12 protein-coding genes and 2 pseudogenes are annotated in these 11,249 nt (G+C 73.5%); 12 read left to right on the forward strand and 2 right to left on the reverse strand.

The features are described from left to right. From JNW87_RS26720 to JNW87_RS26735, 4 genes and pseudogenes are all read left to right on the forward strand, one after another. Nucleotides 1–438 (forward strand): hypothetical protein (locus JNW87_RS26720; RefSeq protein WP_238454641.1); only part of this gene is annotated, 438 nt, incomplete at its 5' end. Further along, nucleotides 435–919: pseudogene (locus tag JNW87_RS26725) on the forward strand (DUF1203 domain-containing protein). The gene JNW87_RS26720 and the pseudogene JNW87_RS26725, both read left to right, overlap by 4 nt. A gap of 50 nt (nt 920–969) precedes the next feature. Next, the gene (locus tag JNW87_RS26730) at nt 970–1,902 is read left to right on the forward strand and encodes a PfkB family carbohydrate kinase (RefSeq protein WP_109800123.1); all 933 of its coding nucleotides are present in this window, start codon (nt 970–972) and stop codon (nt 1,900–1,902) included. A gap of 84 nt (nt 1,903–1,986) precedes the next feature. Beyond that, nucleotides 1,987–2,988: a carcinine hydrolase/isopenicillin-N N-acyltransferase family protein gene (locus JNW87_RS26735; RefSeq protein WP_109800122.1), complete on the forward strand. Its 1,002-nt coding sequence runs from the start codon at nt 1,987–1,989 to the stop codon at nt 2,986–2,988. 57 nt (nt 2,989–3,045) lie between these two features. Here JNW87_RS26735 and JNW87_RS26740 read toward each other — a convergent pair whose 3' ends face one another. Beyond that, nucleotides 3,046–4,494, reverse strand: coding sequence for an LVIVD repeat-containing protein (locus JNW87_RS26740; protein WP_109800121.1), 1,449 nt, complete (start codon nt 4,492–4,494; stop codon nt 3,046–3,048). Between the two features lie 138 nt (nt 4,495–4,632). Between JNW87_RS26740 and JNW87_RS26745 the strand changes: the two genes are divergently transcribed. Both JNW87_RS26745 and JNW87_RS26750 read left to right on the forward strand, forming a co-directional pair. Then, entirely contained in the window at nt 4,633–5,313 is a 681-nt protein-coding gene (locus tag JNW87_RS26745; protein ID WP_109800120.1) for a DUF305 domain-containing protein, read from the forward strand. 144 nt (nt 5,314–5,457) lie between these two features. Continuing rightward, nucleotides 5,458–5,901, forward strand: coding sequence for a hypothetical protein (locus JNW87_RS26750; RefSeq protein WP_238454642.1), 444 nt, complete (start codon nt 5,458–5,460; stop codon nt 5,899–5,901). Nucleotides 5,902–6,091: 190 nt separating this feature from the next. On the opposite strand, the gene JNW87_RS26755 is transcribed toward JNW87_RS26750, so the two are convergent. Next, complete coding sequence (locus JNW87_RS26755; protein ID WP_109800118.1) at nt 6,092–6,385, reverse strand: hypothetical protein; 294 nt, start codon at nt 6,383–6,385, stop codon at nt 6,092–6,094. A gap of 328 nt (nt 6,386–6,713) precedes the next feature. On the opposite strand from JNW87_RS26755, the gene JNW87_RS26760 reads away from it, so the two are divergent. The 6 genes and pseudogenes from JNW87_RS26760 to JNW87_RS26785 form a co-directional block, all read left to right on the forward strand. Further along, nucleotides 6,714–6,953, forward strand: a complete 240-nt coding sequence (locus tag JNW87_RS26760) for a winged helix-turn-helix domain-containing protein (RefSeq protein WP_109800117.1) — start codon at nt 6,714–6,716, stop codon at nt 6,951–6,953. 113 nt (nt 6,954–7,066) lie between these two features. Further along, nucleotides 7,067–7,381 carry a hypothetical protein gene (locus JNW87_RS26765; RefSeq protein WP_146230975.1) on the forward strand — a complete coding sequence of 105 codons (315 nt, stop codon included), beginning with the start codon at nt 7,067–7,069 and terminating at the stop codon, nt 7,379–7,381. Further along, nucleotides 7,378–8,611: pseudogene (locus JNW87_RS26770) on the forward strand (sensor histidine kinase). The gene JNW87_RS26765 and the pseudogene JNW87_RS26770 overlap by 4 nt, the downstream one beginning before the upstream one ends. Further along, on the forward strand, nt 8,608–9,273 hold the full coding sequence (locus JNW87_RS26775) for a response regulator transcription factor (protein WP_109800114.1): 666 nt from the start codon (nt 8,608–8,610) through the stop codon (nt 9,271–9,273). Before JNW87_RS26770 ends, JNW87_RS26775 begins: the two are co-directional and overlap by 4 nt. A gap of 151 nt (nt 9,274–9,424) precedes the next feature. Next, on the forward strand, nt 9,425–10,201 hold the full coding sequence (locus JNW87_RS26780) for an ABC transporter ATP-binding protein (protein WP_109800113.1): 777 nt from the start codon (nt 9,425–9,427) through the stop codon (nt 10,199–10,201). 4 nt (nt 10,202–10,205) lie between these two features. Then, nucleotides 10,206–11,249, forward strand: a 1,044-nt coding sequence (locus JNW87_RS26785; RefSeq protein WP_238454643.1) for an ABC transporter permease, incomplete at its 3' end; no start/stop codon positions are given.

Here is an 11,249-nt window from a genome sequence, read left to right on the forward strand (position 1 = left end):
GACATCGCCCTGCACACCCCACACCACAAGGTGAAGCAGATCCTGCAGGACAGGACCGATCGCCACCGGACCAGACTGCCGGTCCAGGACTCCAGCCCGGCCACCGCCGAGCGGAGAGCGAATTTATCCGAACCGCTCAGCAATGAGCAAGAAGTAGGAAGCAGAATGTGCGGCATCGCGCTCAGCATCGGCCCGGAGGCCGACCCCCACCTTTCGCCGGATGCTCGCCGTCCTCGCCCCGCGCGGCGAGATCACAATGCCCGGGACCTGGTCGGCGCGGCGAAGTGGAACGCCGCCCGGTGGTCCGCCGGCTGGTCGGCCCGCGCCGCACCCGCGGTGGCGACGAGGCGGCGCTGCCCGGCTGAGCACTGGAACGGTGACGCGAGGTCCGATCGCCGCCAGCATCCCGTTCCGGGTCGCGCGAGGCTGGGGTCATGACGACAGCACTCGGCAACAACACGTTCCTCGTCCGCCCGCTGCCGGCCGGGGCGCTGGCCGCCGTTCGGGCCACCGGCTTGGACGCGGCGGGGCAGCCGGTGGAGCGGTCCACCGCCGAGGGCGGGGAGCCGCTGCGCTGCTGCCTGCGCGATGCGAATCCGGGCGAGCCGCTGCTGTTGTTCGGTTACGCGCCGCCGCTGGCCGCCGGGCCGTACCGGGAGGTGGGGCCGGTCTTCGCCCACGACGCGGACTGCCGGGGAGCCGATCCCGCCGGCGGCTACCCGGCGCCTGGCGGGGACGTCCGCAGGTGTTGCGGGCGTACGACCGGCGGGGCCGCATCCACGGCGGCCGGCGGCACGACGGCGACGACCCGGAGGCGGTCATCGCCGAGCTGTTCGCCGACCCGGCGGTGGTCGCGCTGCACAGCCGCAACGTGGTTTACGGCTGCTTCATGTTCACGGTCGAGCGGGCCCACGACTGAGCCACCCCGTCCCGGGGCGTGACCGGCGGCGGCCCGGGTATCAGCCCGGCATGGCGGGACTGGACGCGATCGCGGTCGGGCAGGTGGCGCGGGACCTCGTGCTGCTGGTGGACGAGGTTCCCGGCGCCTCCCGGACGGCCCTCGTGCGGCGTCGCCGGGAGCTGCTCGGCGGCAAGGGCGCCAACCAGGCCGTGGGCCTCGCACAGCTCGGCGCGCGGGTCGGCCTGCTCGGGGTGGTGGGGCTGGACGAGGTCGGGGACCGGCTGCTCGGCCAGGCGCGCAGCGACGGCATCGACGTGGCACCGGTGGTGCGCCGGGAGGGCACGCCGAGCGCGCTCATCGTCGACGTGGTGGACGCCCACGGCCGCTGGCGCTACCTGGAGGACATCCCCGAGGAGACCCTGCTGACCGAGGCGGACGTGGCCGGCGCGGAGGACGTGGTGCGGGCGGCCCGGGCGGTGCTCGTACAGCTGCAGCAGCCGCTGCCGGCGGCGCTCGCGGCGGCGCGGTGTGCCCGGGCGGCCGACCGGCTGGTGCTGCTCGACGGCGCGCCGGACGACCCGGACGGCGCGGCGGAGTTGCTCACCCTCGCCGACGTGCTGCGCGCCGACGCGCGGGAGGCCGGGCTGATCGTCGGCGACCCGCCGAAGGACGCCGACGCCGGCCTGCGGGCCGGCCGGGAGCTGCTCGGGCGGGGACCGTCGCTGGTGGCCATCGAGGTGGCGGGGGAGGGGAACGCCTTCGCCTGGCCGGGCGGCGAGCTGTTCGTGCCGCTCAGCGAGACGCCCACGGTGGACACCACCGGCGCCGGCGACGCCTTCGTCGCCGCGCTCACCGTCGGCCTGCTCCGCGGCGACCCGCCCGAGCACACCGCCCGGTACGCGGTCGCGGCCGCCGGAGCCACGGTGGGCCATCCCGGCGGCCGGCCGGCCCTCTCCGCAGCGGCGATCGAGGAGCAGCTGGCCCGCATCCCGGCACCCTGACAGCCGGCCCGCCGGGACGGCGAGGCAGCCGGGCGATCGCTGCGGCCATGGACAACCGTCCGTGCCAGCCGTAGCGTCGCCGGTATGCGGAGGAGGACTCTGCTCGCCGCCGGCGGCGCCCTGCTTGTCGCCGGCACCGGGTGCACGCGTCCGCCGACCCCGGCGCCGCGCCCGGCCGCGGCCGGGACGCCGATGGCCTCGCGGCAGGACCCGGGCCAGGTCGAGCGGACCCTGGCCAGCCTGCGCAAGGTCGACGACCTGCCGCTGTACGAGATGACCTACGCGGGCGACTACGACCCGACGGTCGGCATTTCCGCGCCGCCCACGGCGAGCCCGTTCGGCTGTTCGCTCTTCGCCGCGCTCGGCGACCGTGGCCGGCCGTTGTTCGCTCGCAACTTCGACTGGGAACCCAATCCGGCCCTGGTGCTGCGGACCGACCCGCCGGACGGGTACGCCTCGATCTCCCTGGTGGACATTTCCTACCTCGGTGTCGGCCCCGATCCGGCCGGCGACCGGCGGCTGCTCAACGCGCCGCTGCTGCCGTTCGACGGAATGAACGAGCGTGGGCTCGCCGTCGGGCTGGCCGCCGACGACCGGGCGACCGCCCGTCCGGTGCCGGGCCGCCCCACCGCCGGCTCGGTACGCATCCTGCGCCTCGTGCTGGACAACGCCGCCACGGTGGACGAGGCGATCGGCGTTTTCGAGCGCTACAACCTGGACTTCGCCGGCGGTCCGCCGCTGCACTACCTGCTCGCGGATGCCACCGGCGCGTCCGCCGTGGTCGAGTTCGTCGACGGGAGGCTGCGGGCCCAGCGGGGTCGGGGCCGCTGGCAGGCGTTGACCAACGTGCCCGTGATCGACGTGCCCGAGCGGCGGCTGCGGCAGGACCACCGGTACGGCGTCATCGCGGCCGCACTGGACAAGGCGGGCGGGGTGGTGGACTCCCCGGCCGCGCTGAAGCTCCTCGACGCCGTCCGGCAGCCGCACACCCGCTGGTCGGTGACGTACGGCCTGCGCACCGGGGAGGTGCGGCTGGTCACCGCGAGGGGCGGCGGCGAGCGCCGCTACCAGCTGGCGATGAGCTGACCGGCGTCGGGCCCGGCCCCCGTGGTGCGGGGCCGGGCCCGAGTGCGGCGTGGAACGTCAGTCCCGGTAGTCGGGCTGGGTCTGCACGTTGAGCCGGTTGAAGTGCCTCGTGTTGGCTCCCGGGATGGACTCCTGGTCGATCTCCAGCACGTCCAGGCCCTTCTGTATGTCGCTGGAGAAGATGTTGCCGTTGTAGTAGTACGACGACCAGGCGCCGCCGAGGATCAGCTGGGTGTCGGAGATCGGTCCCCGCTCCCAGTAGCCGATCTCCCGCGGTGCCGACGAGTCGGTGAAGTCCCAGACGGAGATGCCGCCCTGGTACCAGGCCTGGACCATGATGTCGCGCCCGGGCACCGGGATCAGCGAGCCGTTGTGGGCCACGCAGTTCTCGGTGCTGGAGTTGGCCCGGGGGATCTTGAAGTAGCTGCGGAACACCATCGTCCGGGCGTCACCGCTGCCGGTGATGTCGTAGATGGCGTCCGCGCCGCGGTTCGGCCCGACGGTCGTGTTGCAGGTCGCCGCGCCACCGCCGCCCAGCTCGTCGGTGAAGATGACCTTGGTGCCGGTGTTGTTGAACGTGGCCGAGTGCCAGAAGGCGAAGTTGACCGTGTCCCGGACCTGGTTGATCACCCGGGGCGCCTCCCGGTCGGAGATGTCCATCAGGATGCCGTCACCCATGCAGGCGCCGGCGGCCAGGTCCTTCTCCGGGTACGCGGTGATGTCGTGGCAGCCGGTCGTCGCCGAGCCGCCCGGGCGGCCCGGGTACCCGCCGTCCGGGAAGAGGTTCGGCGTGCTGACGACCGCCGCGTCGGTGGGCTGGTTCAGCGGCACCTTCACGATGGAGATCGAGTCGTGCGGCGGCTGGCAGTCGGGGAACGACGCGGTCGGGCTGTACGAGGAGACGTACAGGTAGACGGAGTCGCCGTCCTTCCCGGGCACCAGGGTGTGCGTGTGCGAGCCGCAGTCGGTCTCGACCGACTTGATGTAGCGCGGGTTCTCCTTGTCGCTGATGTCGAAGACCTTGATGCCCTCCCAGGACTCCTTCACCGACGCCGACTGCGAGACGCTGTTGCAGGAGTCGTCGCTGCGGGAGGAGTCGGTGGAGAGGAAGAGCAGGTCACCGTAGACGGAGACGTCGTTCTGGGACCCGGGGCAGAGCACCTGCGACATGATCTTCGGCTTGGACGCGTTCGCGATGTTGTAGATGACGAACCCGTTGTAGTTGCCGACGTAGGCGAACGGCCCCTGGAAGGCCATGTCGGTGCCGAAGGCGCTCTCGGTGTCGAACGGCGCCTGCTTCGGCAGGTGGGCGATCTGCCGGATGTTGGGGCTGCTGGAGATCTGGTCGACACCGAGCCCGGCGGCGTCCACCGTGGCGGGTTCGGCGCTGAGTCGGGGTGTCGCCTGAGCGCTGGTGGCGGTGGCGACGCTGGCAAGGAGCAGGCCGGTGGCGGCCAGGCTCACTATCCGGAGTTGACGGGACCGAGACGCAGTGAATCTGATCATCGGCGAGACCCTTCGAAAGGGGATGACGATTGCCCACACCTTACCGGCGGACGACCGACATCAATGTGACCTGAGTCACATTCGGGTTCCATTGTCTATGGATAGGATCGCTGTCACCTCGACCGGGAGGGGTCGCGCATGACTGACCGACGTGGACGGACGCTCATCGCCGTCACAGTTGGAGCCCTGGTGTTGGTCGTCCTCGGCCTGACCCTTCGGTCGCCCGCCGACAGCGCCCCGGAGGTTGCCGCAGCGACGTCGAGCGCGTCGCCCACGGCGGACGTACCCCCGGTCATCGTGCCCGGACGGCCGGGGGAGTCGGCGGCGGTCCGCCCGGCGCAGGAGGTCCGGGACGCGTCACCACCCCGGTACAACAGCCTCGACGTCTGGTTCGTCCGGATGATGATCCCGCACCACCAGCAGGCGCTGGAGATGGCCGCGCTCGCCGAGAGCCGGGCCGCCGACCCGCGGGTCCGCGCAGTCGCCGACCGCATCCGGGCCGCCCAGGAGCCGGAGATCGGCCTGATGCGGGGCTGGCTCGCCGCGCGTGGGCTGCCCGCGGAGGTCGCCGGCCACGACCACGGCACCATGCGGGGCATGCAGTCCCCGGAGGCCATGCGGCGGCTCGCGGCCGCCCGGGGCGCGGACTTCGACCGGCTCTTCGTCCAGATGATGACCGCGCACCACCAGGGTGCCGTCACGATGGCGACCGACCTGCTCAAGGTGGGCGCGGACCTGACCATGAACGAGTTCGCCAACTCGGTCGCCACCGAGCAGGGCGTCGAGATCGACCGGATGCACGAACTGCTGGCCCGCTGACCGCCACATGACCACCAATCCGCATCGGACCGGGCGACCGGCGGCGGTCTCCCATACCGCCGAGCCGCGACCGCGGCTGGACTACTACCTGATCCTCTCGCCGATCACGCCCGCCCGCCGGAACCCCGGGCGGAGGGGATCCTCGTGGAGGAGTTCGTCCGGGACTGCGACTGGTCGACCTTGGGCCTGCGGAGTGCAGGGTGGACACCGGCGGACGGCGGCTGGTGGAGCTTCGCATCCTTCAGCCGCGGCATGCGCACCGACCCGAAGCTGTCCGGGCGGGTGACGCCGGTCGGCCGCGGCGCCGCCGAGGCGTCCTACCGGCAGCTCGGCGGGGGACGGCTGCCCGCCGAAGCCGTACTGCGTACCTACTTCCGTCACTACGAACCGTTTCCGACCGCGCCGCCGCTCCGGCTCGGTCCGGCGGACGCACCGGACGGATTCCACGAGCAGCGGGTCTACCGCGTCCTGTTCGCCAAGGACCTTCGTGCGGACCAACTGGCGAACCTGAGTGCCGGGTGGCGGACGCCGGCCGAAGACGATCCTGCCGACCAGGCACGGGGGATGCCCGCCGCCGACTGCGGGTAGGCAGCGACCTGTTCGACTGGAACCTCCGCAGGATCGGCCAGGGCCTCGCCTGGTGCCTCGACCTGACCGCCTCGCTGGCGACCGACGCCGACGACGCCGTCGGGCCGGTGCTGCACGAACTGACCGCCGTCCTGCGCCGGCAGGGGCTGATCCCCGTGACGACCGAACGGTTCGCCTGACGGCTCAGGGGCTACCGCGGTCGGCCGTCGCGGCCGGTGCAGGCTCCATCGTGGTCGGCCGGGAGGGGGCAGCGGGCCGAGTCGCCGAGCAGCGCGTCGCACCAGACCCGGGTACGCACGAACTGGCGGTCCTCCTCGCTGAGGGTGGTCTCGCCGAAGTCGATGGCGGTGACGTGGCGCAACGAGTCCCGCAGCGCGACGGTCAGGGAGATCGCCTCGTCCAGGCTGGTGAGGGTGGTGGGGAGGTGGACGATCCACCGGGGCGGCAGCGGAAGCCCGTCGAGGACGGCGTCGGTCGAATCCATGACCCTCCCTGGTCGATGGGCAGGTGGCGCCGAGGCGGGCGGGGGCGACCGGCGCGACCGCGCGCCCACGCCGGCCGGAGCCCGGCACCCACCCCGGGCCTGCTCCTTGTCGGCCGTCTGCCGACGGCTCAGGTTGCTGGCGTCGGAGCAGCACGGCGGCCCTCTGACCGTCCGGTTGCCGCTCCGACGAAGGAAGGGGCCGCAGTGCCTAGCTGGGGCCTTTCCTCGTCTCTGCACCCTACCGACAATACTGGTAAAGTCAACGTTGCTCTTGAAGTTCTCCCGCGGGCCGTGATCAGATGTGTGGGCCTAGCTGGGAGTACTTCGCATGCCCGCACCACGGAAGTTCGAGCCGCACTATCGGCGGATCATCGCCGACATCAGGGAACGCATCGCCTCGGGCGAGTGGCCGCCCGGACACAAGCTGCCCTCGACCAAGGCTCTCGCCGACCTGTACGAGGTCGGCAGTCAGTCGACGGTCCGCCAGGCCATCACGATCCTCATCGAAACTGGCGAACTGTACGGCCACCAGGGTCTCGGCGTCTTCGTCGCCGACCGTTCCTCGTGAGGACCGGCCGGCGAGGGCACAACGATCGGCCGGCGTCTGACCGCACGCCAGCCTGGGTCATGTTGGCCGCCGGCGAAGGGCAACCCGAGCGCGTCTTGGGTACCGCCCACCTGTTGGCCCACCTGAGACGGGCGACCGCGTTGCTGCCGGAGCTGGTCGGCGACACGGAGATCCGGGTCGTGCTGTCTTCCCGGGCTGAGGCCGATGCCCTCAGCCGGGCAGTGAGCGACTGGGCGCCCGGCGCGGTCGACGGCTGGACAGTGGCCATCACCGGTTCGGCTTGGCCGGCGTCGGGGCGGGCCACGTTGCACCGGGTGCGCGGGCGGTTCGCCGCTGAGTGGGTCGCCTGGTCGGTCGCCGTGGCCGCTGGCTTCGAAGCGGGGCCGACGGTGGGCATCGACGAGCGGGACGCCCCGTACGCTGGGTGACCGTGAACCGCACGATCTTCGGCCGTCCGCTGCGCGGCGTCGCGTTCGACGTCGCCGTCTCCGGCCTGGTGGTGCTCTTCGCCGTCGCCGGCGTGGTCACCCAGCCGGGCGGCTGGAAGGCGACCCTGGTCGGCTGCGCGATGGCGGTGGCGCTGCTGTTCCGGCGGTCGCACCCGACGCCGGTGGCCGTCGTGGTGGGCGCCCTCGCGCTCACCCAGGTGATCGCCGGCTGGGGTCCGCTGGGCTACGACATCGCCGTGCTGATCGCCCTCTACAGCGTGGTGAAGTACGCCGACCGGCTGCGGGACGGCATCCTCGCCGGTGCGGCCGCCGCGGTCGGGGTGGTGCTCGCCGCGCTCCAGGTCCGCGGGCCGGCGGCCTGGTGGGCGAGCGCGATCTACTTCGGGCTGATCACCGGCGCGGTCTGGCTGGTCGGCCTCAACGTGCGGACCCGCCGGCTCTACGTGCTGACCCTGGAGGAGCGGGCCGCCACCCTGGAACGCGAGCGGGAGGCGGAGTCCCGGGCGGCGGTGGCCGAGGAGCGCACCCGGATCGCCCGGGAGCTGCACGACGTGGTCGCGCACAGCATGGCGGTGATGATCGTGCAGGCCGACGGCGCCCGCTTCACCATCGACCGGGACCCGGCCACCGCCCGCGAGGCGGTCAAGGTGGTCGCCGACACCGGCCGGCAGGCGCTGGAGGAGATGCGGCGGCTGGTGGGCGTACTGCGGGAACCGAGCCGGCGGAGCCGGTGGCCGCGCCCGGGATGGCGGGTGAGGCCGACGGCGGCGGGTGGTCGGCGGAGCCGGCGCACCGCCGGCCGCGCTGGTCGAGCTGCCCGAGCTGCTGGACCGGTTCCGCGCCGCCGGGCTGCGGATCGCCTGGACCGTGACCGGCGAGCCGGTGGCGCTGCCGCCGGGCCTGGAGCTGACCGTGTACCGGGTGGTGCAGGAGGCGCTGACCAACGCCCTCAAGCACGCCGGGGTGGGCGCGTCCGTCGAGCTGGACCTCGGGTACTCCGACGACGCCGTGCTGGTCCGGGCCGTCGACGACGGGCGCGGCCGGCCGCTGGTCCAGCCGGCGCCGTCCGGCGGGCACGGCCTGGTCGGCATGCGCGAGCGGGTCAGCGTGTACGACGGCAGCCTCACCGCCGGGCCGCGGCTGGCCGGGGGCTGGCGGGTCGAGGTGCGGCTGCCGCTACCGTCGGCGGCCGAGGGGGTGGCGGCATGACGGTCCGGGTGGTGATCGTGGACGACCAGGCGCTGGTGCGCGCCGGGTTCAAGATGGTGCTGGACTCCCAGCCCGACCTGGCGGTGGTCGGCGAGGCGATCGACGGCGCCGACGCGCTGCGGGTGCTCGACCGGGTCGAGGCGGACGTGGTGGTGATGGACATCCGGATGCCGACCATGGACGGGGTGGAGGCGACCCGCCGGATCTGCGCCGGGCGGCCGCTGGGTCGGCCCCGGGTGCTGGTGCTCACCACCTTCGACACCGAGGCCGACGCGTTCGCCGCCCTCCAGGCGGGGGCGAGCGGCTTCCTGCTCAAGAACGTCCCGCCGGAGGAGCTGCTGGCCGCGATCCGGGTGGTCGCCGAGGGCGACTCGGTGGTGGCGCCGTCGATCACCCGGCGGCTGCTGGACCGGTTCGCCGGTCAGCTCGGTCCCGGCCCGACCGAGGACCCCCGGCTGGCCCAGCTCACCGAGCGGGAACGGGAGGTGCTGCTGCTCGTGGCGCAGGGCCTGTCCAACGCGGAGATCGCCGCCCGGGTGCACGTCGCGGAGGCGACGGTGAAGACCCACGTCGGCCGGATCCTGGCGAAACTCCAGCTCCGCGACCGGGTGCAGGCGGTGGTGCTGGCGTACGAGAGCGGGCTGGTCACCCCCGGCGGCTGAGCGGGCGTACGACCTGGGTCGTACGGGTCCACCCGGTCCGGGGCGACCCCGGTCGTACCCAGGTCGAGCGCGCAGGTGGAGATCAACCGGCCGGTGCCGCGCCTAGCGTCGGAAGGGTCAGATCCACCGCCTGAAACACGGGGAGCACCACGTGTCCGTCGCACCTGTCACGACCGCTGCCGGCGTCGCGGTCACCACCCGCGACCTGCGCAAGGAGTACGGCGCCGGCCAGTCCCGGGTCGTCGCGCTCGACGGCGTCGACCTCGACTTCGCCGCCGCCCGGTTCACCGCCATCATGGGACCCTCCGGGTCCGGCAAGTCCACGCTGATGCACTGCCTCGCCGGGCTCGACCGGCCGAGCGGCGGCGCGGTGCGGATCGGCGACGCGGACCTCGCCCGCCTCGACGACCGGCGGCTCACGCTGCTGCGCCGGGACCGGATCGGCTTCGTCTTCCAGAAGTTCAACCTGCTGCCCACCCTCACCGCCGAGGAGAACATCGTCCTGCCGCTGGCCATCGCCGGCCGGCGGCCCGACCCGGCCTGGCTGCGGCAGGTGGTCGCCGCGGTGGGGCTCACCGACCGGCTCCGGCACCGGCCCGCCGAACTCTCCGGCGGGCAGCAGCAGCGGGTCGCGGTGGCCTGGGCGCTGATCACCCGGCCGTGGGTGGTCTTCGCCGACGAGCCGACCGGCAACCTGGACTCCCGCTCCGGCGCCGAGGTGCTGCGCCTGCTCCGCGAGGCGGTCGACACCCTCGGCCAGACGGTCGTGATGGTGACCCACGACCCGGTGGCCGCCGGGCACGCCGACCGGGTGGTCTTCCTCGCCGACGGCCGCCTGGTCCACGAACTGATCGCGCCGACCGCCGGGCAGGTCCTCGACGCGCTCACCCGCCTCGACCCGGCCGCCACGCCGGCCCAGGGGCGGTGACCCGATGTTCCGTCTGACCCTGCGCCAGGTACGCGCCGACGGGCTGCGCCTGCTGCTCTCCTCGCTCGCCATCGTCCTGGGCGTCGCCTTCGTCGCCGGCACGCTGATCTTCACCGACGGCATGCGGGCCGCCGCGTACGAGCGCGCCGGCACCTTCGACCGGCACACCGACCTGGCCGTGTACGCCGGGAAGACGCCCCTGCCGCCCGCCCTGGTCGACCAGGTGCGGGCCGTCGACGGGGTGGCCGCCGCCGACGGCGAGCTGACCGGCTCCGCCGGGGTGGTCGGCTCCGACGGCCGCCCGGTGCTCGGGTACGCCGTCCTCGCCGCGATCCCCACCGATCCGGCCCTCCAGTCGTACGACGTGGTGGCCGGCCGGCTGCCGGCCCGCCCCGGCGAGCTGGTGCTCGACGCGCCGACCGTCGCCGACGAGGGCTTCCGGCTCGGCTCACCGGTACGGGTCGGCGGGTCCGGGGGAGCGGCCCGGCCGTACACCCTGGTCGGCACGGTGGACGTGGCCGGCACCCCGCGGGACGTCGGCGGACCGTACCTGGGGCTGGTGGGCGCCGACGCGCTCGCGGTGACCGGCGAGCCCGGGTACGGCCGGATCATGGTGGCCGCCCGTCCCGGGACGGACCCGCGGGCGCTGGCCGAACGGGTCCGCGCCGTGGCCGGGGCCGGGGCGACGGTGAAGGAGCGGCAGCAGATCCTCGACGACGCGGTCGACGACGCGGTACGCGACCAGCGCCAGTTCGGCCTGTTCCTGATGACCTTCGCGGCGGTGTCCGTCGTGGTGGCCGGCTTCGTCATCGCCAACACCTTCGCCATCGTGCTCGCCCAGCGGACCCGGCGGACCGCGCTGCTGCGGCTGGTCGGCGCCACCCGCGGGCAGGTGTTCCGGGCGACCCTGCTGGAGGCGGCGGTGATCGGGCTGCTCGCCTCGGTGCTCGGCGTCCTCGCCGGCGCCGCGCTCGCCGGCGGACTGAACGCGCTGCTGTCCGCGCGGGAGCCCCGACCTCCGCGGGCTCACCTCACCGCCCGGAGCGCG

Source organism: Micromonospora sp. ATA51 (assembly GCF_016802855.1).
Lineage (GTDB): Bacteria > Actinomycetota > Actinomycetes > Mycobacteriales > Micromonosporaceae > Micromonospora > Micromonospora sicca.

Coding starts and splice junctions, on each gene's coding strand:
- JNW87_RS26740 (WP_109800121.1), bottom strand. CDS start 4,494: ATGATCAGATTCACTGCGTCTCGGTCCCGTCAACTCCGGATAGTGAGC.
- JNW87_RS26745 (WP_109800120.1), top strand. CDS start 4,633: ATGACTGACCGACGTGGACGGACGCTCATCGCCGTCACAGTTGGAGCC.
- JNW87_RS26775 (WP_109800114.1), top strand. CDS start 8,608: ATGACGGTCCGGGTGGTGATCGTGGACGACCAGGCGCTGGTGCGCGCC.
- JNW87_RS26755 (WP_109800118.1), bottom strand. CDS start 6,385: ATGGATTCGACCGACGCCGTCCTCGACGGGCTTCCGCTGCCGCCCCGG.
- JNW87_RS26735 (WP_109800122.1), top strand. CDS start 1,987: ATGCGGAGGAGGACTCTGCTCGCCGCCGGCGGCGCCCTGCTTGTCGCC.
- JNW87_RS26730 (WP_109800123.1), top strand. CDS start 970: ATGGCGGGACTGGACGCGATCGCGGTCGGGCAGGTGGCGCGGGACCTC.
- JNW87_RS26760 (WP_109800117.1), top strand. CDS start 6,714: ATGCCCGCACCACGGAAGTTCGAGCCGCACTATCGGCGGATCATCGCC.